This is a genomic window from Petrocella atlantisensis, from assembly GCF_900538275.1.
Lineage (GTDB): Bacteria > Bacillota > Clostridia > Lachnospirales > Vallitaleaceae > Petrocella > Petrocella atlantisensis.
Genome location: NZ_LR130778.1, coordinates 1,435,432 through 1,458,081 on the forward strand (window position 1 = coordinate 1,435,432; position 22,650 = coordinate 1,458,081).

General features: G+C 37.9%; 28 protein-coding genes and 1 pseudogene. 11 read left to right on the forward strand and 18 right to left on the reverse strand.

From position 1 onward, the window contains the following. Positions 1-4: 4 nt before the first annotated feature. The 9 genes and pseudogenes from PATL70BA_RS06685 to PATL70BA_RS06725 all read right to left on the reverse strand — a co-directional run. Complete coding sequence (locus PATL70BA_RS06685) at positions 5-907, reverse strand: hypothetical protein (RefSeq protein ID WP_125136649.1); 903 nt, start codon at positions 905-907, stop codon at positions 5-7. A 10-nt stretch (positions 908-917) separates the two neighbouring features. After that, a complete protein-coding gene (locus PATL70BA_RS06690) occupies positions 918-1,469 on the reverse strand; it encodes a hypothetical protein (protein WP_125136650.1) in 552 nt (183 codons plus the stop codon). Positions 1,470-1,542: 73 nt separating this feature from the next. Then, positions 1,543-2,523, reverse strand: a complete 981-nt coding sequence (locus PATL70BA_RS06695) for a DUF3991 and toprim domain-containing protein (protein ID WP_125136651.1) — start codon at positions 2,521-2,523, stop codon at positions 1,543-1,545. A gap of 34 nt (positions 2,524-2,557) precedes the next feature. After that, on the reverse strand, positions 2,558-2,812 hold the full coding sequence (locus tag PATL70BA_RS06700) for a hypothetical protein (protein ID WP_125136652.1): 255 nt from the start codon (positions 2,810-2,812) through the stop codon (positions 2,558-2,560). A 13-nt stretch (positions 2,813-2,825) separates the two neighbouring features. Continuing rightward, the gene (locus PATL70BA_RS06705) at positions 2,826-3,551 is read right to left on the reverse strand and encodes a JAB domain-containing protein (RefSeq protein WP_125136653.1); all 726 of its coding nucleotides are present in this window, start codon (positions 3,549-3,551) and stop codon (positions 2,826-2,828) included. Then, positions 3,523-3,801, reverse strand: a complete 279-nt coding sequence (locus tag PATL70BA_RS06710; RefSeq protein ID WP_125136654.1) for a hypothetical protein — start codon at positions 3,799-3,801, stop codon at positions 3,523-3,525. The genes PATL70BA_RS06705 and PATL70BA_RS06710 overlap by 29 nt, the downstream gene beginning before the upstream one ends. A gap of 14 nt (positions 3,802-3,815) precedes the next feature. Continuing rightward, positions 3,816-4,361 carry a DUF6908 domain-containing protein gene (locus PATL70BA_RS06715; RefSeq protein ID WP_125136655.1) on the reverse strand — a complete coding sequence of 182 codons (546 nt, stop codon included), beginning with the start codon at positions 4,359-4,361 and terminating at the stop codon, positions 3,816-3,818. Further along, on the reverse strand, positions 4,354-5,379 hold the full coding sequence (locus PATL70BA_RS06720; RefSeq protein WP_125136656.1) for a ParB N-terminal domain-containing protein: 1,026 nt from the start codon (positions 5,377-5,379) through the stop codon (positions 4,354-4,356). Before PATL70BA_RS06720 ends, PATL70BA_RS06715 begins: the two co-directional genes overlap by 8 nt. Further along, a pseudogene (locus tag PATL70BA_RS06725) lies at positions 5,372-6,097 on the reverse strand (ParA family protein); the annotation flags it as partial. The gene PATL70BA_RS06720 and the pseudogene PATL70BA_RS06725, both read right to left, overlap by 8 nt. A 185-nt stretch (positions 6,098-6,282) precedes the next feature. Between PATL70BA_RS06725 and PATL70BA_RS16505 the strand changes: the two are divergent. The 8 genes from PATL70BA_RS16505 (at position 6,283) to PATL70BA_RS06745 (ending at position 9,963) form a co-directional block, all read left to right on the forward strand. Continuing rightward, positions 6,283-6,456 (forward strand): hypothetical protein, encoded by a 174-nt coding sequence (locus tag PATL70BA_RS16505; RefSeq protein WP_243115984.1) that lies wholly within the window; start codon positions 6,283-6,285, stop codon positions 6,454-6,456. 14 nt (positions 6,457-6,470) lie between these two features. Beyond that, the gene (locus tag PATL70BA_RS16745) at positions 6,471-7,391 is read left to right on the forward strand and encodes a tyrosine-type recombinase/integrase (protein WP_279233242.1); all 921 of its coding nucleotides are present in this window, start codon (positions 6,471-6,473) and stop codon (positions 7,389-7,391) included. Then, positions 7,364-7,492, forward strand: coding sequence for a hypothetical protein (locus PATL70BA_RS16985; protein WP_279233184.1), 129 nt, complete (start codon positions 7,364-7,366; stop codon positions 7,490-7,492). Before PATL70BA_RS16745 ends, PATL70BA_RS16985 begins: the two co-directional genes overlap by 28 nt. After that, on the forward strand, positions 7,492-7,854 hold the full coding sequence (locus tag PATL70BA_RS16515; protein WP_243115985.1) for a hypothetical protein: 363 nt from the start codon (positions 7,492-7,494) through the stop codon (positions 7,852-7,854). Before PATL70BA_RS16985 ends, PATL70BA_RS16515 begins: the two co-directional genes overlap by 1 nt. A 5-nt stretch (positions 7,855-7,859) precedes the next feature. Next, positions 7,860-8,477, forward strand: a complete 618-nt coding sequence (locus tag PATL70BA_RS16520) for a tyrosine-type recombinase/integrase (RefSeq protein ID WP_243115986.1) — start codon at positions 7,860-7,862, stop codon at positions 8,475-8,477. Next, positions 8,464-8,847 carry a site-specific integrase gene (locus tag PATL70BA_RS16525; RefSeq protein ID WP_243115987.1) on the forward strand — a complete coding sequence of 128 codons (384 nt, stop codon included), beginning with the start codon at positions 8,464-8,466 and terminating at the stop codon, positions 8,845-8,847. The genes PATL70BA_RS16520 and PATL70BA_RS16525 overlap by 14 nt, the downstream gene beginning before the upstream one ends. A 41-nt stretch (positions 8,848-8,888) precedes the next feature. Beyond that, positions 8,889-9,476: a tyrosine-type recombinase/integrase gene (locus PATL70BA_RS16530; RefSeq protein WP_243116009.1), complete on the forward strand. Its 588-nt coding sequence runs from the start codon at positions 8,889-8,891 to the stop codon at positions 9,474-9,476. Positions 9,477-9,753: 277 nt separating this feature from the next. After that, complete coding sequence (locus PATL70BA_RS06745; protein ID WP_125136658.1) at positions 9,754-9,963, forward strand: helix-turn-helix domain-containing protein; 210 nt, start codon at positions 9,754-9,756, stop codon at positions 9,961-9,963. 221 nt (positions 9,964-10,184) lie between these two features. Here the strand turns inward: PATL70BA_RS06745 and rlmD are convergent, their stop codons facing one another. The 3 genes from rlmD to pcrA form a co-directional block, all read right to left on the reverse strand. Beyond that, positions 10,185-11,543, reverse strand: a complete 1,359-nt coding sequence (gene rlmD, locus PATL70BA_RS06750) for a 23S rRNA (uracil(1939)-C(5))-methyltransferase RlmD (protein WP_125136659.1) — start codon at positions 11,541-11,543, stop codon at positions 10,185-10,187. Positions 11,544-11,737: 194 nt separating this feature from the next. After that, complete coding sequence (locus PATL70BA_RS06755) at positions 11,738-12,019, reverse strand: DUF4366 domain-containing protein (protein WP_125136660.1); 282 nt, start codon at positions 12,017-12,019, stop codon at positions 11,738-11,740. 157 nt (positions 12,020-12,176) lie between these two features. Continuing rightward, complete coding sequence (gene pcrA / locus PATL70BA_RS06760; protein ID WP_125136661.1) at positions 12,177-14,450, reverse strand: DNA helicase PcrA; 2,274 nt, start codon at positions 14,448-14,450, stop codon at positions 12,177-12,179. A gap of 283 nt (positions 14,451-14,733) precedes the next feature. Between pcrA and PATL70BA_RS06765 the strand changes: the two genes are divergently transcribed. Then, complete coding sequence (locus PATL70BA_RS06765; protein ID WP_125136662.1) at positions 14,734-15,432, forward strand: DUF1836 domain-containing protein; 699 nt, start codon at positions 14,734-14,736, stop codon at positions 15,430-15,432. A gap of 155 nt (positions 15,433-15,587) precedes the next feature. Here the strand turns inward: PATL70BA_RS06765 and PATL70BA_RS06770 are convergent, their stop codons facing one another. The 4 genes from PATL70BA_RS06770 to PATL70BA_RS06785 all read right to left on the reverse strand — a co-directional run bounded on the left by PATL70BA_RS06770 (position 15,588) and on the right by PATL70BA_RS06785 (position 17,905). Continuing rightward, positions 15,588-15,878, reverse strand: a complete 291-nt coding sequence (locus PATL70BA_RS06770) for a YerC/YecD family TrpR-related protein (RefSeq protein WP_125136663.1) — start codon at positions 15,876-15,878, stop codon at positions 15,588-15,590. A 145-nt stretch (positions 15,879-16,023) separates the two neighbouring features. Continuing rightward, on the reverse strand, positions 16,024-16,734 hold the full coding sequence (locus PATL70BA_RS06775; protein ID WP_125136664.1) for a phosphatase: 711 nt from the start codon (positions 16,732-16,734) through the stop codon (positions 16,024-16,026). 281 nt (positions 16,735-17,015) lie between these two features. After that, positions 17,016-17,609, reverse strand: a complete 594-nt coding sequence (locus PATL70BA_RS06780; RefSeq protein WP_125136665.1) for a lysine exporter LysO family protein — start codon at positions 17,607-17,609, stop codon at positions 17,016-17,018. Beyond that, entirely contained in the window at positions 17,606-17,905 is a 300-nt protein-coding gene (locus tag PATL70BA_RS06785) for a LysO family transporter (protein WP_125136666.1), read from the reverse strand. The genes PATL70BA_RS06780 and PATL70BA_RS06785 overlap by 4 nt, the downstream gene beginning before the upstream one ends. A 269-nt stretch (positions 17,906-18,174) precedes the next feature. Here PATL70BA_RS06785 and PATL70BA_RS06790 point away from each other — a divergent pair, with 269 nt between their 5' ends. Then, complete coding sequence (locus PATL70BA_RS06790) at positions 18,175-19,644, forward strand: methyl-accepting chemotaxis protein (RefSeq protein WP_125136667.1); 1,470 nt, start codon at positions 18,175-18,177, stop codon at positions 19,642-19,644. Between the two features lie 113 nt (positions 19,645-19,757). Here PATL70BA_RS06790 and PATL70BA_RS06795 read toward each other — a convergent pair whose 3' ends face one another. Both PATL70BA_RS06795 and PATL70BA_RS06800 read right to left on the reverse strand, forming a co-directional pair. Next, a complete protein-coding gene (locus PATL70BA_RS06795) occupies positions 19,758-20,600 on the reverse strand; it encodes a DegV family protein (RefSeq protein WP_172596142.1) in 843 nt (280 codons plus the stop codon). Between the two features lie 116 nt (positions 20,601-20,716). After that, the gene (locus tag PATL70BA_RS06800; protein ID WP_125136669.1) at positions 20,717-22,012 is read right to left on the reverse strand and encodes a M18 family aminopeptidase; all 1,296 of its coding nucleotides are present in this window, start codon (positions 22,010-22,012) and stop codon (positions 20,717-20,719) included. Between the two features lie 140 nt (positions 22,013-22,152). Between PATL70BA_RS06800 and PATL70BA_RS06805 the strand changes: the two genes are divergently transcribed. Next, on the forward strand, positions 22,153-22,650 hold the full coding sequence (locus PATL70BA_RS06805; RefSeq protein ID WP_125136670.1) for a DUF5721 family protein: 498 nt from the start codon (positions 22,153-22,155) through the stop codon (positions 22,648-22,650).

Sequence of the window (22,650 nt, forward strand, 5' to 3'; positions counted from 1 at the left end):
CCCCCTACCAATAAAAGACATATTTAACTGTGACTGGGTTACCATTATAATCATGATCTAATTGTACATAATATGAACCTGGGGTAGACCCATCAATACAATTAATAGTTAATGTTTGTGATCCCGTATATTCTTTATAGTTAGCTACATATGTTACATCTTCAGAGGAAGTTGTAATCGTAAACAAGGCATTTAAAGGATTACCTTTGTAAATATGATAAGTCGCAGATTTTGTGAAATCTAGTTGATCGGTTACCCCGTCAATAGCGATACTTGTTATTCCTGTGATGCTTGGCGTAACCTCTTCTGGCTCTTGAGCATCTTCTATGCCTTCATACAGACTCACTAAAAATATTATCTCATAGACACTGGTCACTTCACTTTGAAATGCAGATCCAGATTGGCATTCCAAGTCCAATGTCACAGTGCGACCAGATTTGATATGACATAGTTCTTTGTTCTCGAGTTGCACTTGATTAGCCGTTACCTCAGATAACAATGTTGTATGGTTCAAAAAGGCAGTTTGATTGTCTTCAGCTATCATACCTAGGTAGATGAAGCTGGCTGAACCGATGGCACCTAGTCGATCCCACACCTTAGCATCACGCGCCACTTCTGTAAACTGATTTGCTGTTCCTACTTTGTTATCAAAGCCAGTCATGGTCACAGTAACCGGTGCTGTCGTGTTGTTGGTAATATTTAGTGATGGCATAACATACCGGCCAGGATTTCCCTCAGGAATATTCGGATTAATAATAAAACTTGCTGTCGTTGGAATGTCCACATCAATGACTGTAGACATGATTTCTCCTGTTAACTCCACCTTGTTGGTATTGGCTGATACAGATAAAGCCATCATATTTAATATAATGACCATAAGTGTCATGACTGATAGTATTCTCTTCATATAATTTCTCCTATTCTATAATTAGTTTGATTTGAGCGCCCACATGGCTAATAGGCTCCTCGTCCATTGTGTAGTAGTAAAAATAAGCAATACAAGGATATTCACCTTTTGGGGGGTGGTTTGTGATTTTGTCGTATTCAATATCCATCATTGGTTCCAGCACCGGACTCGTATAATAGATTTCTTCGGTCTCCTCATTAACAATGACGACTTGTAGCAACTTATCTTCATACCTGTTCTTGAGTGAGAGATAAATCAATCCATTCTCGTCCGGTTGTAAGGCTGAAGCAATTCTAGCATTGAGTGTGTTCTTCGTAACTTCTTCTTGTAACAATGCTTCTTCATCAGGGTCGCTATCTTGTTGCTGATCTCCACTACCAATTACATTTCTATCTAGCTCTGGCTGTGTGGGTATGTCCTTATTAAACGTTCCCTTTAAAATTGGTGCTATCACATAAATACTCATAAGCAGTAAAATAGCAATAATCCCTAAGATCATTGCCATTTTTTTCTTCTTCTGATTCTTATTTTGATTCATTTGAGTTTCTTTTGTCTCTTTCATAGACGCCTCATTTCTAGTTTATTTTTTTATTGTTTAAACTGGTGCTTAGCGACTTAGAGTGTTGATAAGGCAATCATTCCATCTCCATCTCCTCCTCAAAGTCTTGAAACTCTTTATAGTCTTCAGGTGGTTCCCGTGCCATGCCGATCATCGCGTTCTTCATATTTTTCAGCTCCTCATTAAAATCTTTCCCTTTTGGTACATGTCGCACAATCTCATAATTTGTCTTGTATTTTGCATTCAAGATCTGACATGCTGTATTACCGGCTACATCGTTGTCCAAGCAAAGCACTATTTTTTCAATGTCGCTTTGGCTTTTTAAAAATCCATCGAGTGCTTTATCCGATATGCCTCCTAAAGAAATCATATGATGGCTAAAGTTTTTAATACCATGTAGTTTTAGAAGTGACAGATAGCTCATCAAATCAATTGGCGCTTCAAAGACACAGACTGTATCCCCTTCACCTTGATAATAGAAGGGGATAGACTTATCTGAGTTCCTAACATCGCCTCTGAAGTCCTCACCTGTTGTTCTTGAACTACGTCTACTTGCGTAAGCAGGTTTACCCTCTAAGTCATAACCAACGAAAACACAGTTTTTATATTGGTCCTCATAGATCAATTTTTTATCCACAAATTCAGTGACAACCGACGTTTCAATATTCCGTGACTTAATCAAATAGGCAAACAGATGCTTATAGGTTTCATTTTTCTTTGGTAGCTGCATTTCTCCCTTAGTTTCTACAGACTTTACCTTTGGTATGGTTGGTAGTTCAATACCCGAGATGCCCAGTAGATCTCCGACTGTCTCAACCCAAGATTTGCCTTCCATTTCCATGACAAACTGAATAATCCCACCACCTTTATTCTGAGAGAACCAGTTCCATTTGCTGCCATCACCACTAATTAAAAGACCACCATATCCAGGGATCTTATAGGTATTATTGGAGATTCGTTTCAAATCATAACCTCTACTCTGAGCATAGGCTATGATATTGATATTACTTGCCAATTCAATTTGTTCGTCCGAGAATTTCTTTTGACTTATTCCCAAAAAAATCACCTCCTACTCCTAACTGTTCAAATCATTAATCTTCCACCTCTTCAAAATTAATGGTTTTAATATCACCATCATATTTTTGCATCACCCTTTTGAGCACTTCAATTTTCTCTTGTACTGACTCTATGAGCTGCAGGTCCCTATGATGTAATAAAAAAGACTTCATCCCTTTATCTAGAACAAAGTCTTTAACGATTTTTTTTTCATCTGCTTGTAGTCCCAAAATCCATCTGATTGTTTCAAAACTATTCTCTCTGGTTTTTCTTATCAATTGATCTTTCATGACTTTTGCCTCCCTACATTTCCAACTCTTCTTCATTGGCTAATACTTCTTTTTGGGCTTCATATGGCTCTGATAGTACATTGGTTCTTGTGATGTTAATGGGTTGATAATTGGCCAAGTCCATGGATTTACTTGGCAAGATACCATTTTCAGCCATAGAACTAAAACTGTAGCCGCCAACAATAATATGATCAATCACATTAATGTCTAAGGGCTTAAATATATTTACAATTCTTTGGGTCAAATCAATGTCTTCTTTACTGGGGTTGGTACTACCACCTGGATGATTATGAGCCATTAAAATATTGCTACAATCATTTGCAATGGCCATCTTAAGAATATCTCTTGGATAAACTATGGACATATTGATGCCACCTTCCGAGATAATCTTTGTTTCAATAATACTGTTGCTGTTGTCAAGAAACGCTACGAGTATCCGTTCTTTATCTTTCATCCCACCTAGAATGGATGTGAAATACTTGCCGGCATCTTGGGGTGATGTGAATTTTATACGTTCATTCTCTTGGGTCATTTTTAAGACATTATAGGAGGCTAAGAATTCTTTAAGCTTCCCGATTTTTTCTAATTGCCTATCGTTTGGTTCAACCACCATAGGATGTTCTAAAATGTTAAAAGGATTGTTTTCTTTGGCATAATCCTTAATCTTTCGCATAGGAATTCCGGTTAGCTTATTTAGGCTTTCAAAAAAACTATCTGTATAGACTTGCTTTGTTGCCATCTGTATCAACCCCTTCCCTATTTGCGATTTCTTCTTCCTTTGTCTCAATAACAAGTTTCAGTGCCATGATGCTTTTCTTTTCAAGATCTGTTACCTCTAAATCATTCACATTGTTAAAAAATCCTTTTATACCTACTTTTTTGATTGTTTCTACCACTACTTTTTCTGAAGTTTCTTGAAGTCCAAGTATTTGACACATCAGCTCAAGCACTCGGTCCAGTTCTGTTTTTTCGATTAATTCTGTTCTCATTGTTTCACCTCTTTCTATATTTCCATTTCATCGCTTTCAATGGTATCCGGTACAATCTCATTTCCTTCTTCATCAAAGCTTACATCTCCTTCGACTAAAGACATCTCGGAAGAATAATATGCCGAATAAGGGATATGTCCTTGTTCCATAATGTTTGTTAGCCATTGACTTAAGAAATCATTTAATTCTTTTACCAATTTATCATCCACCAATACATCCCCTTGATAAGCCGATTGATAAATGCCTAAGTTATCTTGTTTAAATGTTGCCGCTTTTACCATTTCACTATCATGGTCTACAATGATTTCCATGTCCGGATCTGCCATAAGATCACCGTTTTGTTGATAGTAGTGGGATAAAGAAATTCTGTTATCCCAAATCTTTTCTATCACAAGGTCCATAAATCCAGGTGCCTTCAACTTCAAATAGTAATATCTATCCGATAGAATATCTTTGGCCACCTTCTGTAGTTTCAAATAGTTTTCATGCAATAAATTAGAGCCATCCGCAGATGACTCTTGATGTTCTAACTTATTTAATTTTGGGTTACTGTTATCCACCTATCTCATCCCCTTCTTCTTCTTCACATAGATTTATAGATTCTTGTTGTTTTTGAAAATACATTTCAAGTGCTTTTTCAATGATTTTTTCAATCGTCTTGATTTCTTGACTTGGACTAAAGTATTTGCTGATGATCTTGGGTTGAATCTTTACGAGTTTTTGCTTATTGGGATCCCTCAATGCTTCACCGGTGATAATGGACTTTGCTGTTTTCCAATTAAGCTTTCCTTCTTCTTCATAATTTCTTATGATGGAAGCTTTTTTCATATCCACTTTAAAAGTATCTTCTGAAACAATAGCTTCAATCATTTCCTGATTTTCTGCTGATAAATAAGAAAGGTCGACTCCGGCTCGCATTGCGATTTTGCCTTCGTCGACCAATTGTTTTAGGGGATCTTTTAGTTTGTAAATTCTCAAATATCTGGAAACATTACGGGGTGAGACTCCAAATTCTTTTGCTAAATTTTCATCAGATTTCAACTTTTCGCCCATTGGGCGAGAAGTTGAAATTAATCCCGAACTTGCTTTAGATAACCTTTCTATTTCATTTAATAGATCAGTTCTCACACCTTGATTCTTCATTGCATTGTGCCTGGTAGCTATCACCGTCGCTCTCTCTGAATGTACCAGATCCGTAAAGGACCTCTGCATCAGATTTGTTTCAGTGACTATAAGGATTGCTTCTTCTTCTGTCAGTCCTTCTTTGATGACTGTTGGTATCGTTTCTAGACCTGCTTCTTTTGCTGCATTAGCTCTATTATGACCACTTAGGATTTCATACTTCAAACCCTTTTTCCGAACCACAATGGGTACGATCACGCCATAATTCTTAATACTTTCAATCATTTCATTGAAGCGTTCCCCTTCATATAGCTTGAAAGGATGATTCTGAAAAGGTACCAACTGCTCCAGTTTTAGTTCTATGGCGCCTTCCTTCTTATCCGGTGGTGATGCGCTATAGTCATCACCAAAAATTGAGGCAAAGCTTTCTGTTTTTTTGGTTTTGCTCTTATCCATTTCCTATCAACTCCTTTGTAAATTCTTGGTAGGCTATAGCAGCCTTATTGGTTGGCATATAATCCATAATGCTTTTACTTTGTAGATTGGCTTCTCCTACTTTAACGGATTTAGGAATCTTCGTTGCAAAAACCTTGATATGCTCACCATAGGATGCTTCAATCATATCCATCATATTCTTCGCCAGATTGGTCCTTTCATCAAACATGGTCAAAAGAATACCTTCAAAGGTTATAGCCGAATTAATACGCCTTTTAACTTTGAAAATTGTTTTTAATAATAGTTCCAATCCTTTAACCGAAAGATATTCCGGTGTTGCAGGAATTAGAACACTGTCACAAGCTGCTAATACATTTAAGGTCATGAGACCTAAAGAAGGCATACAATCCAGCAAAACATAATCATATTCCCCTTTGATCTCATCTATAATGGTCTTAAGCACATATTCTCTGCTAATGGTACTAACAAGATTGATTTCAATAGCTGATAGTTCAATACTACTGGGAATGATATCAATACCTTCCTTTTGAACCATATAGGTTTCTTTACTGGGTATATCCTTCTCCATCATGACATCCATCATTAAATGGTAAAGGGTATATTCCAGATTCTCCGGTTTGGAAATACCAAAACAATCTGTTAGACTGGCTTGATTGTCACAATCGATTGCCAATACCTTGTAGCCTCTATTGGCCAGTTCAGTGGCTACGTTTCTACACGTTGTTGATTTTTCTAAATTATGTGAAGCTTCACATAATGTGGGTTATGAAAAGTTATACATTATGCAAAGTTGAATACGAAATTCTACATAAATAGGGATATTGGCTATTGATTTACTTTCCATAATCTATCACGCTAAAAGAGTAACAAATAACGTACTCTCAAAAGCAGGAGGTAAATCAAATGAGAAATCTATCTTTAAAAGAACTTGTGAATCGAACTAAGGAAGCTTTGGACCAGGCAGGTGCTTCCAACTATTACAAAAATGTTTTTAAAACTCTTTCCAAGCAACTTTTACTTTACGCTAAAGACAAAAATGTTGATTCCTTTAGCATGGATTTTGGACTTCAGTTTTAGAAGATCATTATTCTATGTCTTCCAAGATTGAAGAAAAGAAATGGTGTGCTACATATTCTCGAAGCATTAACGCCATGTCTGAATACCAGTTATCAGGTAATGTCTACCTATATTTAGCGATGGATAAAAGAACGTATTCATTCCCTGATGGATACAAAGAAAGTGCAGAAGCATACTTATCTTATAGAAGTAAAACAGGCATTAAAGACAAAACTAATCGAACGTTTAGTCTTTATCTTGAACGTTTCTTCGCATTCCTAATACGAAAAAATATGGTAAGAATAGAGCAGCTCGCAATAAAAGATGTATTTAGTTTTATGGGTTCCCTATCTTGTTATGAAAAACCAACGATTAACCATACCATGAGAGCGGTTCGCTATTATCTGAAGTATTGTTATGAATGTGGATTCATGAAAAAAGAAATGTTTTCTAAACTACCAAATCCTTATTACAACAGAAAAAGCCGTCTTCCGTCCACATACTCCGCTGAGGAAGTCAAAAAGTTACTTAGCTCCATTGATTTAGGTAATCCTTGTGGAATTCGTGACTATGCCATAATTCTATTAATTGCCAGACTTGGTCTACGTAGCAGTGATGTGGCAAATCTAAGATTCACCAACATAGATTGGGAAAATGAACTTATCCGGTTAACACAAATGAAAACAGGTAATCCCTTAGAGCTTCCACTTCTTCAAGATGTAGGAGAAGCTATGATCCATTATCTAAAAGGCGCACGACCAAAAAGTGAATCTGATCATGTTTTTATCAGGCAGGTACCGCCATACACAGAATTTAACCCAGGAGCTGTTGGTGCCCTAGTTCGATACCATCTTTTAAAAGCGGTATCCATCTTGAAGGGAAAAAGAAAGGCTCGCATGTACTCCGCCACAGCCTTGCCCGTCGTTTATTGGAGCATGAAATTCCACTACCTGTAATCTCTGAAATCTTAGGTCATACAAACACTGAAACCACCTTGACCTATCTTAGGATTAATATCACAGAGCTACGCAAATGTGCATTGGAGGTGGTTATTTAATGGCTAGATTAAAAAGAGCTCCAATCATGATAGGCGTGTTTTCCAACCTTGCAGAAGAATTTATTAGGTTCAAAAGAAGTTTAGGATTTAAATATGAAAGTGAAACAAAGTGCTTATCTCGATTCTGTCGTTTTAGTCAAAAAAGGGGAATTGTTAAACCTGAGATTTCTCGTTCGCTTGCCGAAGAATGGATTTCACCAAGAGAAGGAGAAGCTACAAGTACTCGATCTCATCGTATCACTTGTATAAGACAGTTTGCTATTTATCTTAATCATCTTGGCTATGAGGCTTATGTGATCCCTGAGATAAAAGGGCTGACTCGTGATTCGTTTGTTCCTTACATTTTACACGCGAACAGATAAATGCCGTGCTTCAAGCCGTTGATGAGACAGAACCATGGGAAGTAGCTAAAAATATGCACTTGGCATTGCCTGTTATTTTTCGTATCTTATACGGATGTGGCCTTAGAGTATCAGAGGTTGTTCACTTAAAGTATAAAGATGTTAACCTAGAAGATGGTATCCTTACAATTCGTGAGGCAAAAACAGATAAGGATCGATTAATTCCGCTGTCTGATTCTGTTAACCAATCCTGCATTGACTACGCAGAAAAAATTTGGTGGGAGAAAGATAATGAGTATTTCTTTCTTGCACCGGATAGAACAATGATTAGTACGATGACTGTCTATCAAAGATACAGACGATATTTAGATGCAGCAGGAATTTCTCACGGTGGTAAAGGCAAAGGACCGCGCTTGCATGATATTAGGCATACTTTTGCTGTTCATGTTCTACAAAAATGGATTGAGAATGAAGTAGACCTCTCAGCTATGCTTCCAATTCTATCTACATATATGGGACATACATCAGTACGTGCTACAGCAAAATATCTACGCTTGACCGCTGAGGTGTATCCGGATTTAATAAAAAGAGTAGAATCATCCTGTGCATTCGTCATTCCAGAGGTAGCTTATGAAGGAAACTGATTTTGCTCATTATCTGACTCAGTTCTTAATGCAATATTTACCCAGTCAAGTGGGAAGCAAACGTAATACACAGCTATCTTACAGGGACTCTTTTTCTTTACTGCTTAGATACTGTCGAGATTCTGAACAACTTTATCCTGAAAAGCTTACAGTTTCGAAAGTGGATAGAGCGTTAATTGTTCGATATCTGCAATGGCTTGAAGATGAACGCCATTGTAAAGCTACAACTAGGAATCAAAGACTTGCTGCAATTCACTCTTTTTTTAGCTTTTTAATGGTTGAGGAACCACAGTACATTCAACAAGGGCAACAAATACTTGGAATACCAATGAAAAGACGGATAAAGGACCTCTTTTATACTTACCACTAGAAAGTGTTAAGGGATTACTTGAGCAACCTGATCGAAGAACCATTCAAGGGAAGCGTGATGCTGTTGTGTTATCTCTCTTATATGACACAGGAGCTCGGGTACAGGAACTTGTCGATCTTAAAGTTGGTGATATCACACTAAATGATACAGTCACTGTACTTCTGACTGGAAAAGGTGGAAAAAGTAGAATTGTTCCTGTTATGACACCGACTGGCGAGTTAATTCGTCACTATATATCTGGTTCAGGATTAACTTCACCGGTTTATAGTCGTTATCCTCTTTTTACCAACAGAAGTAATAAACAATTAACAAGGGCAGGAGTCACTTATATTCTAAAAAAGTATGCACAGCAAGCTCAATTTCATGGTATTGAAGGTATTACAGGTGAAATCACACCACACTGGTTGAGACACAGTAAGGCAATGCACTTACTTCAATCAGGGGTAAATCTTGTATATATCAGAGATTTGTTGGGGCACTCAGATATTTCAACGACTGAAATCTATGCTCGAGCAGATGAAAAAATGAAGAGAAAAGCCTTAACAGAAGCCTATGATAGTCCAGCTAATGAAGAACTGCCCCCTTGGAAACAAAACAAAGATTTACTTGATTGGCTAAAATCACTTTAGGTGTTAATCACCTGAAATTATGTAAAGTTAAATGAATCCATACACTACTAAAATCAGTATTATATGGATTCAACTTTGCATAATAACTAACTTTCCATAACCGACTCCCCCTTTTTGTGCAGCTATTCCAATTACTTTACTCATTATATGACTCCTTTCGTTGGTACGTCTTACTATGAAAATACACTATTTAGTTAACCCAATCAATGTTTCATCCGTTTCGGATTATATTGCATGGATTCACCAAATAATGTATTATCTTTTGTAGGTGATGATTATGAAAAAATCGATGTCCGAACAAATCCGGCTATTATTGAAAAGAAAAAATATGACAATCAAAAAACTAAGTACTCTTTTAGAAACTTCAAACCAAAATATGGCTAATAAATTGCGTAGAGATAATTTTTCGATGAAAGAATTAGAAGCAATCGCAGATGCTTTGGACTGTGAAATCTATGCTTCTTTTATAGAAAAGAATATTGATTGAATTTAGATGGATTCTACTTATAACTATATCAAGAGACAAAAAAAACGCAGTCAAAATCAATGATTTTTCTGCGTCTTTTTGTCTATAAAACAGGTTTTTTTGATATGTTCCCACATACCCTGTCCCACTATATTTTTCATGTTTCCAAGCTAATTTTAGTGATTTTTATGCTTTTTCTACCTATTTTATCATTCCTCTAATCTCTAACAAACCCAGTAAAATCAATGGTTTGAGCGATATAGTCGTACTATCGTTTCGACATGAATCGTATGAGGGAACATGTCCACCATACTCCACTTAACCACCTCATAACCAGCATCCATGAGTAGTGCCAGATCTCTGGCTAGGGATGTTGGTTTGCAAGATACGTAGACGATGTTGTCGACACCGAAGTCGATGATCTTGGGCATGGCTTTGGGATGGATGCCGTCTCTTGGTGGGTCTAGGACGATGGTGTCTGGCTTGTCTGTTAGTTCGTCGATGACCGTCAATACATCACCGGCGATGAACTCGCAGTTACTTAGACCATTAAGCTTAGCATTGACTTTGGCCGCTTCAACGGCTTCTTTTACAATCTCAACGCCTACTGTTTTCTTGGCTACCGGTGCTAGCATCTGTGTGATGGTGCCGGTGCCTGAATAGAGGTCGAATATGACTTTGTCTTTGGTCTCTCCTACATAATCCCTGACCACTTCGTAAAGCTTCTCAGCACCTAGGGTATTGGTTTGGAAAAAGGAAAAGGGAGATATCTTAAAGTTCAGTCCAAGGAGGCTTTCATCTATATGTTCTTCGCCGTAAAGAATTCTCATATCGTCGACCTTAACCGCATCTGAGAGTTGATCTGTGATGGTATGAATGATGCCTTTGATCTCATGGTCCAGGTCAAGGGCTCTTAGCTTATCCACATAGAGTTGCAGATTCGGTTCTAATTGAGATGAAGTGACAAGGTTAATCTGTAGTTGAGAGGACCTTACGCCACGTCTTACAACAAGATACCTAAGATAACCTTCATGGGTACGTTTATGATAAAAAGGCAGATCTAACTCTGTAAAAAGGTCCAGCGTCGCCTGAACAACTTTGTTAAAATCATCATGGATAATCTTACATTCCGTGGCGTTTACGATATCGTACATACTGCCTCGCTTATGAAGACCAAGTGCTAAAGGACCGTCAATGTAGGCATTCCCAAAGGAGTATTCCATTTTATTTCGGTATTCATAGATCTCTGGGCTTGAGATGATACCTTCGTAGCGATCTACGATTCCTAGAGGCTTAAGGAGATTCTGAACCTGTTCCACTTTTAACTTCAGTTGTTCATCGTAGGGTAGAGACTGATACAGGCAACCGCCACATAATCCAAATACTTCACAAGCACCAAGAATCTCTGTAGGTGCTTTCTCTAGTACTTCTAGAAGTCTGGCTTCGATTCTATTTTTACGTTTTTTATTGACGACCGCACGTACCTTTTGTCCGGGTAGGGCATTTTTTACCGTCACTTTGTAATCACCAATCTCTATGATGCCTTTATTGGGGAATTCGACTCTACTGATGTATGCTTCTAGTACGTCTTTTTTATTCATCTATTCACCATTGGTTGAAGTGTCAAAACTATGTAGTTGAACTTTTACATACAATATATAGTTATGAGTGTATCAACATAACCTATATGTTGCATGCAATTTAGAGAAACTGAGTTCTGACACTTTAACCACCTTTTCTGATTATCAAAAATATAGGACTGACATTTGTCAGCCCCATGTATAGGTTCTTATTCTTATTCTTCTTCGTCTGTCTCAAATTCTTCGTCATAGTCTTCATCATAATCGATGTCTTCAAAGTCTTCATCATCATCATAATCAAATTCATCACTATATTCAAAGAAGAATTTGTACACTGCGAAGGCAATGCCTGCTACAGCTACGACGGTAAGTAGAACGATTAACCAAGTGTAGTCTTTCTTTTTTTCCATAAAACCACTTCTTGGATCTAGTCTTTGTAATAAGTCTGACAGTTGTTGTACTTTTTCCGATTCTGCTTTTTTTAATTGTTCAAACATATGCTCACACCCTTCTATAAAATATTAACTGTTGATTAAAGGGTCAAAACTAAGTATGAAAAAGTTCAAACATATAGTTTTTACACCTTTACCAATTGTTACAACTATCCTAATTATATCATTCTTTTTACTTTTGTACATAAGTTTTACGAATATACTACATTTTTTTGAGGCCTGATAATCTTGCCAGTAATTTCTTTGTCCCAACACTTGGAAAATTCACCGTAACCTGATGGTCTGCACCACCCGGTCCAATCTCCATCACTTGACCAATACCGAACTTCATATGCTTAACCAAGTCGCCTACGACATAATCCAGTGTAATGTTTTCGTTTTTTGGTAATGCTTTTGCCGGTTGCTTGGCTTGATATGGGGCATTTGTAAAGAAACTACGATCTCTTTGCTTTGGTAGTACAGAAGTATTGGAGATATTACTCTTAGAAAAAAGGTCGCTGTCTTGATCTTCTTTATCCCTTGCTAGCTCTAGAGTTTGGCTTGAATCCAATAAATCACTTGGAATCTCTTTTACGAATCTGGACAGTGCATTATATTGTGTGCGTCCATGGGTCATTCTTGATTTGGAGGCTATGATGACCAACTCTTCTTCCGCTCTGGTTATGCCCACATAGCAAAGACGACGCTCTTCCTCGATGTCTTCTTCACTACCTGTAGAAATGCTCATATAGCTTGGGAAAAGTCCGTCTTCCATACCGGTTAAGAATACAGTTGGGAATTCTAGCCCCTTAGCGCTATGTAAGGTCATTAGAACCACCACTTCATTGCTCTCAACCAGATTGTCGATATCGGCAACTAATGCCACTTCTTCTAAGAAACCGGACAAAGTCGGTTCTTCGTCTTCTTCCTTCTTCTTATTCACATAATCAGCCAACTTGGATATAAGTTCACCAATGTTCTCGATTCTAGACTTGGCTTCATCTGTACCTTCATCTTCCAACTCCTTAATATAGTTGGTACGTTTTAGTACTTCGTCCATAAAATCCATGAGCGACATGGTTTCCATCTCTGCTTTAAGTGACAAGATGAGGTTCTTAAAGCCTTTGATCTTCAGACTAGCTCTTGCAAGTCCCGGTATATTGTCGGATTCTTTGATGGCTTCAAAAAGACTGATGCCGATATCGTTGGCATAGCTCTCTAGCTTATCCACTGTGGTGTCACCAATACCTCTTCTTGGCACATTAATGACCCTTTTGACGGCCAGATTATCGATGCTGTTGTTAATCAGTCTAAGATAAGCCAGTACGTCTTTGATTTCTTTTCTCTGATAGAAAGAAGTTCCTCCAAAGATCTTATAAGGTATGTTCTCATAAATCAGACGCTCCTCTAAGACCCTCGACTGTGCATTGGTTCTATATAAAATCGCATGATCATTATAGCCTTTGTGGTCGTTTTTTATGTTGTTTTGGATATGATTTACAACCAGTTTTGCTTCTTCTTTTTCATTGTCCACATGGTGAAATTGAATTAAACTGCCTGTACCATTGTCCGTCCATAAGCGTTTTGCTTTTCTTTTCTCATTGTTCTTAATCACATGATTGGCTGCATCTAAGATGGTCTTACTTGAACGATAGTTCTGTTCTAGCTTAATGACTTTGGCCCCTTTGTATACCTTTTCAAAATCTAAGATGTTGGTAATGTCTGCACCACGGAACTTGTAGATGGACTGATCATCGTCACCAACCACACATAGGTTCTTATAATGGCCAGCTAGCTGGGATATGAGCTTGAACTGTACCCCGTTGGTATCTTGATATTCATCCACCATAATGTATTTGAATCTATTTTGGAATTTCTCTAATATGTCTGGTCGCAATCTAAAAAGCTCTACAGTCTGGAAGAGTAAGTCGTCAAAGTCCAGAGCATTATTTCTTTTCAAACGGTCTTGATAATAGTCATAAATCTTGGAGTAGACTTCTTTACGCATATCCCCCATAACGGATTTACGGTATTCTAAGGGGCTTAATAATTGGTTTTTGGCCTCGCTAATCTTCGCTAAGATGCCACTTTCCTTATATTGCTTCGGATCTATGTTTTGTGCTTTCATAGCTTCTCGGATAATCTTCTTGGAATCATCGGTATCGTATATATTGAAGCTTTTCTCAAATCCAATCTGATCAATATATTGTCTCAAAAAACGTACACAGGAGGAATGAAAGGTACTCACCCAAACATCTTGACCGCCATGACCAATCAGATGGTCCACCCGCGCGCGCATCTCTTTTGCTGCTTTATTTGTAAAAGTGATGGCCATGATTTCCCAAGGCTTTGCTAAGTTCTTCTCAATTATATAGGCCACACGGTGTGTTAGTACCCTTGTTTTTCCTGATCCGGCACCTGCCAGTAGTAGTAAAGGTCCTTCAGTATGAAAAACCGCCTCTTTTTGTTCTTGGTTCAACGTATCATATATACTCATCACAGTCACCTATCTTTTTATTATTATTATTACTATTTAATTCTATAAAAAATATTGAAAATAAGAACTGATGTGCCTATTTTCAACCCGTTTATCATAGCATATTTTCGGTTTTTTTTCCATGTCTTTTTGGATATTTGTCATATATTAGTCAATATATCTGCTTCTCTATGTGTATCTAATCTATTTCCGGATTTGTGTCTGTTTCTTAATCCGTTCTTACTTTCATTATGCTTGCCATATAGTATTGATTACTATATAATATTCTTGAGGCGGTGTTAATATGAGTAAAAAATCTTATGATAAATTTATAGAGGACCTTTTAGTATTTATAAAATCCAGAAAATATGTTCATGCTAAGGACATACCTAATATAGAACTTTACATGGACCAGGTTACAACCTTTATGGATGATCATCTTGGTCTTTTTAAGCGTACAGAAGAAGAAAAAATCCTTACCAAGACCATGATCAACAACTATAGCAAATGTGATATTCTGCCACCGACAGCCAAGAAGAAATACGGTCATGATCACTTGATTTTACTACTATTCGTCTATTATTTTAAGAATATCCTATCCATACCAGATATTAAAAAGTTGCTGGACCCTGTCAAAGATATTGTTATGAATGATAAGTCGCCACTGTCAATGGAAGCCTTTCTTGACAGAATCATGGAGACTCAGACCATGCATTTTGACAGTCTTGCCAATCAAGTTAATCATACGGTCAAAGTCGGAAAAGACTTGTTTCCGGAGTTTAGTGATGCTGAGCGGGAAAAGCTATCCATATTTACAACGGCTTATCTCTTAACCATTCAGGCAACGGCACAAAAACATATGGCCACTCAGTTGATTGATAACTACTTAACCAAACATCCTTCTAAAGAAACAGGGCAAAAACCTAAAGCACCAAGACCTAAAAAGCCAGAAGCCGGACGCCCTGAAGTCAGGAAGAAAACACCTAAGAAACCGATCTCTTAAACCAGAACCCCTATTGCCAACTATTTAAGCGGTGAAGCATACAAAAATATAATATGGAAAAAACAAGATATAAGAGGTTATACCGTCGGGTACAACCTCTTATAATTATTTTATTTTCATTTATATTCATTTAGCTCTTGTATTCTTTTAGCTTTCTATCCGTTTTTGACTCTATCAAATACCATATCATAACCGTCATTACCATAATTCAGGGAACGGTTTACCCTTGATATGGTGGCTGTAGATGCCCCAGTCTTTTCTGCAATCTCCAGATAAGTATTGTGATCTCTAAGCATCTTAGCAACTTGTAGTCTCTGTGCCAAGGAATGTAACTCATTAACGGTGCAAATATCTTCAAAAAAAGCATAACATTCTTTCGGATCTTTTAAACTTAAGATGGCTTCGAAAAGTCTATCCACTTCTGCCGATTTTATGTTTTTACTCATTTAAGTTCTCCTTTATTATATAATCGCCTCAATTAGATTTTACCACGATAAACTATTAGCGTAAAGAATTATTTCCTACTATTATGACAATCTAACCATTTTTCTGGTTTTTAAGCATAAATGACAGCTAATATTCATACTTTTCTTAGGATGCATTGATTTTCCTCATAAAGGCTTCGACCGAATGGTTGATCACCAATTTTTCAGGGAATCCGATCTCTCTGATCAAAGCATCGCAATAATCAAACCGACCCACATCAAACGCAATATGAGCGTCAGAACCACAGATAATCTCTATATCTGCTTTGGCACACAGTTCTAACATTTTTGTGATATTCTTACGCGTATCAGATCTAAAGCCGTTGGGGTTAATGGAACTGTTGTTCACCTCAAGCAGAACATCGTTATACTTAGCCGCTTTCACAAGTTCCTCATAATCCAAGGGATATCTGCTATCATCCGGATGACCAATGATGTTCACATATGGGTTTTCCATGACTTTAATCAACATTTTTGTGTTTTCCTGTCGACTCCCAGAAGTTATACAAGGGGGATGCAGACTTGCAATGGTATAGTCCAGCATAGACAGGTTGTCATCCGTCATATCAATGCTCCCACTGAGACTGATAATATTGGCTTCTACACCTTTTAGAATACGGACGCCCATGATTTCCTCAGGTACTTGTTTCATATTTTGAAAATAAAAAATATATGTGCTACCGGGCATACCTGGTGCGTGATCCGATACCCCAATGAGCTCCATGCCTTTTTCACGCCCATATTGGACATTTTCAAGTAATGTACTGTAGGCATGACCACTTGCTACTGTATGAGTATGTAAATCCAGTTTATACATAACGCCTCCATGGTGAATGTGTATATAAATGTGAATAAGTTTTAAGCGTGCTCATTGTATCATACATAGGTTGCTTTGTTAAGTTAAACTGTGAAAATTTAATGGAAAAATAATACTTTTTTTCCTTAAACTTCTATCTTACATTTATTTCGGCCAAACTTTGTTAATCCCCTACCTGACTATGTGAAATTTTTTCTAATGATATATCACTCTATGACACTTACAAAAAAAAGATACACTACGATATTCAGCCAATCGTACACGCATCTTGTTTTTGAGTTCTATAAATTGATTATAATTGGCACCAATAAAGGTACCAAGGATGACAGTACCACACCGGATACAAAGCCCACAATGGCAACCTTTGGTGTCGTATATCTTGCTATAATCGGTAAGGTTGTATCCATAGCTGTTGCCCCACATGGTGCCACCGCTTCATAGTGACCGATATATTTGGCTATTAGGGGTAACATTAAGATTGCCATAACTTCCCGTATAACATTGGTTAGAAAAGCCAATGCTGAGATTTCAGATGAATAATCCACCAGCATAATAGCCGACAAAGTATACCATCCAAAGCCGGCTCCGATAGCACCGGACTCATTGTAGTTAAGGCCTACAAAATGTCCGAAAACTAAAGCACCAAAGATGCTTCCTAGGCCAATCATGAGAGGCACCGCTAATATATTGAAACCGATTTTCTTAATCTCTGCCAGCGTATTTTTTTGTTTCCCTATGTCCATACCCACAAAAAGAAGCAAGAGACATAAACCGATATCAATAACCCATCCTGTCGAGTCGTACCACTGACTGGGGAACACCAGATACCCTGTCAATGCACCGATGATGACTGACAACATAATAATCCAAGTCATTTCACGCGCCCCTTTCTGTCTAACTTCAGTATTTGACGTCCTAAGAAAACAAAGAGAACACTAAAGGCGATGGAGCCAAAAGCCAACACAAATGCCTGAAACCCTATGGTTGACAAGGAAGACACCACCATTTTGTCTGCGCCTAAACGGATGCCCATCACAAATAATAGGCCGATTAATGTTAAGATCTGAAGTTTTCCTAGGGCTTGGTCGAGCTTGGGATGAGCCATGTTATAGATACCAATCAACATGCCTATGCTAAGAACACCTATATATAGTAACAATCTGAATATCATGACGATCCTCTTTCTTTTTTTGATTCATTGTAACAACCTCATGCATAGATTGCAATCCTTATTTATTGAGATTGACAACTTTTTGATTATCCTGTAAAATAAACCATTATTGGCAATGGGGCCTGTACACTTTTCTGTGTGCCGGTCTTTTTTTTGTTCTACTCTGAGAATTTCCTATTGTCGCCTTAATATTTTCTATACAAAATTTTGTTCCAATCTTTCCTATAAAAATCAGTACCAACCTAAATCTAAACAGAAGGAGTGTTATTATGGGCAAAAAGACAATGAAGCACCTCAAACTTGAGGCAAAAAACATATCCGAAGGCGACTTACTTCACGATATCGGGGCCAATGCTTATAACAAAAAGGTGGGTCCGGTGGCAGAAAGTATCGAGATTCTACAAAAACAGGTACGTTCCCATGTTTTTGAAATGCAGGTTGTCTCCGCTCAGATTGATGCCTCCACCGCTTCTATTGAGATGTTGCTTGAAGATCAAAAAAACATCACAAAAGCGCTCTATACTACATCAGATAATCTAAGAACAACCAACCAAGCACATGATCAAGTGGTGAATGAAACCGTGCTTATGTCTGAAAAAATATTGGCCAACACCAAACATCTAGAAGCCATTACCACTGAACTTAGAGATTCCAGCCAAGCTTCCAAAGATGTTCTAAAAAACCAAATGGCCTCTATCTTGGACATTATCACATTAATTGATGATATTTCCACAGCTGCGACCGCTTCTTCATCCTCTATCCACACCTTATACGACGATACACGAAAAATCACAGAGATTCTTGAATCCGTAAAAACATTCTATAAGCAAACCCAACTTCTGGCTCTTAATGCATCCATTGAATCTGCCAGAGCCGGTGAGGCCGGTAAAGGCTTTGGTGTTGTTGCAACCGAGATACGTACCTTAGCTACCAACAGCTCAGAATCCATCTCCGAGATCTCTAATATCATGTCCAACATTGACAATTCCATTGATACAGTCATTGAACAATCGAATCAAACCAATAGCAATGTCTCAAAGGCTGTCGAAAAAACCATCAGTATAGAAAACGGTCTTAAGGTCATGGATGCTTCCTTTGATCGCTTAGATCAAAAGGTACAGGACATGTCGACAAGCATTCAAGAGAACTTGGTGGTCACCGATAATTTCTCTGTCACCATTGCAAGAGCCAGTCAAGTCTCTAGAGATGTATCGGGTGGTATCGGTCATCTCCATGATCACATCGAAAACCAATATGCAAAGCTGGATGAGATTCAAGAAATGGAAGTCAGCCTTGGCGACGCCTCAAAAAGTCTCCATGCCCTAACGGATAAGATTGATGTGGATATGTTAAGTCAGAAAAAAGTACAGATTGAAAAACAAAGTGAAGATTTAATCATGCATCTAAAAGACATTCTACAAAACCATAAAACGCTTACCATGGACCAAAAACAAACCCATCAAGAAATCTTGGATAGAACCATTCATGAGCTCCCTCATATAGAAGCACTTTGGAGCAACCGAAGCAATGGCAGCTTTATCTATTCCAACCCGCCAGCCGGAATCAAAAGTGCCAATATCCGTCCTTGGTTCAAAGAAAGTATGAAAGGTCTTGTTCATATATCCGATGTTTATATCTCAGCCATTACCAAAAGCCCTTGTCTGACCGTCAGCCTCCCCATTTACGACAACTCGGAAATCGTAGGTGTTCTTGGTGCCGACCTGGCTATAAAATTATAACTTTTGGATTTATTACCACTCGTAAAATCAAGAAATCCCAAGACAACCTGCCTTGGGATTTCTTATATTACAAGCTATAGTATATAAAAACTTAGTTTTGATGTTCAACAATTTTAAAAAGATATAATAATACCGCCTTCATTCGCATAAGTAGAACTAAGACCACGCATCTTCAAGATGATAATATCTTTAAAATCATAAGATTCACTGGCCAGTTGCTTAACATACTCTGCACGCTCTAGAGCATTGCAATGGGATATGGCTAGTATTTTGTCTTTTGATACCGTGCCTACTTTTGGCATGCTGTTTACCATCTTTGCAAGGGCTTTTTTCGTACCTCTGGCTTTGTCCACCATGTCAATGGCACCTTCCGGTGTTGTTTTTAGAATCAACTTAAGATTAAGCGCTCTGACGATTTTGGCTTTCATAGAACTCATACGCCCATTTTTCTCCAAAGTATCAATCTTATCTAGTACAAAAAGCACCTTAGCTTCATCAATATATGCTTCAACATAATCCACAATCTCTTCGAATGACTTTTCGCCTGCCTCTACCAATTCATGGACTTTAAGGGCAATCAGAACTTCCATCGTAGAAGCGCCTCTCGAATTAAATATATGCACTTTCTTATCTGGGTATTTTTCAAGGTACATCGTCTTGGCATTCATGGCGCTGTTGTAACTGCCACTCAGTTCAGAAGATAGGGTTACACCAAATACCCATTCATGATCACCTTCAAAGTGATCCAAATAATCCTGAATCGATGGACAAGCACTTTTGGGAACACTGCTACTTTGATCTATTTTCCTAAGATAATTCTCAAGATCCAAGTTATCATCATCGACATACTCTACACCATCCAAAGTAAAAGTTAAGGGTGCTATTGCTATGTTCATCTCTTCTTCCATCTGCTTGGTGATGTCACAACTGCTATCGCCAACAATTTTATATTTCATATGCATTCTCCTTTGTTTACATAAAGATATGAAAACCATCAACCGAAATGTCAAACAGTTATCATGTAGTATCTATTACTACATATTATATCACAAAAGCATATGAAAACCAAATATCAAGCTTTATTTTCATAAAATACTTTGAACACTTTAATAATGTCTTCTAAGTCTTTAACACCCATCAATTCTCTGGTGGCATGCATGGCCAACATTGGCACCCCAACATCCACTGCTTTTATTGGTAGATACTTAGTGGCAATAGGCCCTAAGGTCTTTCCGCCGGGTATGTCTGATCGGTTGACAAACCTCTGATACGGCACTTCTGCCTTATGACATAACTGCTGAAAAATACCGGAAGTTACACTGTCTGTGGCATAGTTTTGTTTGGCACTGATTTTGATTGTAATCCCTTTATTTAAAACAGGGAAGTTCGTAATATCACAAGACGTCGTCGCATTAGGATGGGTAGCATGAGCACCGTCCGCCGATATCATGAAGGATTGATCCAGCAGTCTATAGATTTGTTCCGGCGAGCCATTTAGGCTATGTCCTATTCGTTTTATGATTTGATGCAACAAATCACTATCCGCACCTTGTTTGGATGTACTTCCAATCTCCTCATTATCAAAACAAGCTGCCATACTGATACCATCATAATGACTGCTTTCAATAAGGGCCGTCACACTGCTATACACCATAGCCAAGTTATCGATCCTTGGGGCTGATATAAAAGATTGATCAAGGCCAATGACCTGACCTTTTTCTGTTACATACATGTATAGATCAAAATCTAGGATGTCCGTTACGTCACAGGCCAGTTTCTTTGCTAATACGCTGATCAAATAGTCCTTATTAACAAATTCATCTTCAACCATTTTTAGGATGGGTAACAAGTCTTCTTGAGGATTTTTCTCTGCTTCCTTTTTATCATGCCTTTTAAAATGAATGGCAAGACTGGGAATCACCATAATCGGATCCCTAAAATCAATCTCTACCACTTTGGGCTTAAACACTGTATCTGATCTTAGCACGACTTGTCCGGCTAAAGAAATGGGACGGTCAAACCAACTATCTAGAATCGGTCCGCCATAGACTTCCGTATTCAGCTTCAAGTAACCATGAGTCGTAATCTCCGGATCCGGCTTAATCTTAAAGCTTGGAAAATCTGTGTGGGATGTAATAATCCTAAAGCCTTCCTGTATATATGGCGTTGTTCCAATGGTAAAGCACACCAGCATGCTGGGGTAAGGTCTTACATAATACTTTCCACCCCCGGATAACTTCCAATTATCTGACATAAGCAAAGCTTCAAAACCGTTTTCTTCTAAGGCACTAACACTCGTACTCACCGCTTGAATGGGTGAGGTTGCAGCTCCTATATAATCTATTAATCCTTGTGTATAATTTCGCATATGACACCTCCTATTGGATAGTTTAACAGAGGGTTTATAGGCTGTCAATCTAGAGAAATCAGCCGAATTTTCAGGTATGGATTGCAAGTTTTGTATCAAAGACTTATAATAAAATCATTCTAGCTTATGAGAGGAATCACATGATTGGATTAATTGCTGACGACACGAAAACCTTTATGAACCAACTCATTAAAACCGATATTTTTGATAATTTCCTGGTCTTATCTCTTGACTTAGATACCTTGTGCCGATTCTCTGTTAACGGGGCCGTTAATTCAGGTTACATGTCTAAGGAAGATGCCCAGATTCAATCCATCGATGAATATGTTGCCTGGACCTATATTAAACCTGTGGTGGCAACAGTTTTGAAACAAAGTCTAAGACCCACCGGTATGAAGCTTACCTTAACCCTATCTCAAGACGCTACTGAAGAGATTCTAAGACGCCATGGCCAAAGCCTTTCCGGTCATCCTATTAAAGGCTTCATCTTGAATATCCTATTTGACGGTCAACATGTTAAACTTACCACTGGTGTGAATTATAACCAATTTACCTTGGACAAGTCTCTAGAGTATGCCTTTGATGCTATGATTACCCAGTTCTTCAAAAAAAATGAGCTGATTATGATTAAAATATAG

Bases quoted from the DNA above. Each gene is read 5' to 3' on its own strand.
- PATL70BA_RS06705 (WP_125136653.1), bottom strand. From the start codon at position 3,551: ATGGCAACAAAGCAAGTCTATACAGATAGTTTTTTTGAAAGCCTAAAT.
- PATL70BA_RS16515 (WP_243115985.1), top strand. From the start codon at position 7,492: ATGGCTAGATTAAAAAGAGCTCCAATCATGATAGGCGTGTTTTCCAAC.
- PATL70BA_RS06795 (WP_172596142.1), bottom strand. From the start codon at position 20,600: ATGAAATATAAAATTGTTGGCGATAGCAGTTGTGACATCACCAAGCAG.
- PATL70BA_RS16745 (WP_279233242.1), top strand. From the start codon at position 6,471: ATGTCTTCCAAGATTGAAGAAAAGAAATGGTGTGCTACATATTCTCGA.
- PATL70BA_RS06800 (WP_125136669.1), bottom strand. From the start codon at position 22,012: ATGCGAAATTATACACAAGGATTAATAGATTATATAGGAGCTGCAACC.
- PATL70BA_RS06710 (WP_125136654.1), bottom strand. From the start codon at position 3,801: ATGAGAACAGAATTAATCGAAAAAACAGAACTGGACCGAGTGCTTGAG.
- PATL70BA_RS06785 (WP_125136666.1), bottom strand. From the start codon at position 17,905: ATGATATTCAGATTGTTACTATATATAGGTGTTCTTAGCATAGGCATG.
- PATL70BA_RS06755 (WP_125136660.1), bottom strand. From the start codon at position 12,019: ATGTTTGAACAATTAAAAAAAGCAGAATCGGAAAAAGTACAACAACTG.
- PATL70BA_RS06700 (WP_125136652.1), bottom strand. From the start codon at position 2,812: ATGAAAGATCAATTGATAAGAAAAACCAGAGAGAATAGTTTTGAAACA.
- PATL70BA_RS06745 (WP_125136658.1), top strand. From the start codon at position 9,754: ATGAAAAAATCGATGTCCGAACAAATCCGGCTATTATTGAAAAGAAAA.
- rlmD (WP_125136659.1), bottom strand. From the start codon at position 11,543: ATGAATAAAAAAGACGTACTAGAAGCATACATCAGTAGAGTCGAATTC.
- PATL70BA_RS06790 (WP_125136667.1), top strand. From the start codon at position 18,175: ATGGGCAAAAAGACAATGAAGCACCTCAAACTTGAGGCAAAAAACATA.
- PATL70BA_RS06685 (WP_125136649.1), bottom strand. From the start codon at position 907: ATGAAGAGAATACTATCAGTCATGACACTTATGGTCATTATATTAAAT.
- PATL70BA_RS06770 (WP_125136663.1), bottom strand. From the start codon at position 15,878: ATGAGTAAAAACATAAAATCGGCAGAAGTGGATAGACTTTTCGAAGCC.
- PATL70BA_RS06805 (WP_125136670.1), top strand. From the start codon at position 22,153: ATGATTGGATTAATTGCTGACGACACGAAAACCTTTATGAACCAACTC.
- PATL70BA_RS06765 (WP_125136662.1), top strand. From the start codon at position 14,734: ATGAGTAAAAAATCTTATGATAAATTTATAGAGGACCTTTTAGTATTT.
- PATL70BA_RS16525 (WP_243115987.1), top strand. From the start codon at position 8,464: ATGAAGGAAACTGATTTTGCTCATTATCTGACTCAGTTCTTAATGCAA.
- PATL70BA_RS06690 (WP_125136650.1), bottom strand. From the start codon at position 1,469: ATGAAAGAGACAAAAGAAACTCAAATGAATCAAAATAAGAATCAGAAG.
- PATL70BA_RS06780 (WP_125136665.1), bottom strand. From the start codon at position 17,609: ATGACTTGGATTATTATGTTGTCAGTCATCATCGGTGCATTGACAGGG.
- PATL70BA_RS16505 (WP_243115984.1), top strand. From the start codon at position 6,283: ATGAGAAATCTATCTTTAAAAGAACTTGTGAATCGAACTAAGGAAGCT.
- PATL70BA_RS06720 (WP_125136656.1), bottom strand. From the start codon at position 5,379: ATGGATAAGAGCAAAACCAAAAAAACAGAAAGCTTTGCCTCAATTTTT.
- pcrA (WP_125136661.1), bottom strand. From the start codon at position 14,450: ATGAGTATATATGATACGTTGAACCAAGAACAAAAAGAGGCGGTTTTT.
- PATL70BA_RS06775 (WP_125136664.1), bottom strand. From the start codon at position 16,734: ATGTATAAACTGGATTTACATACTCATACAGTAGCAAGTGGTCATGCC.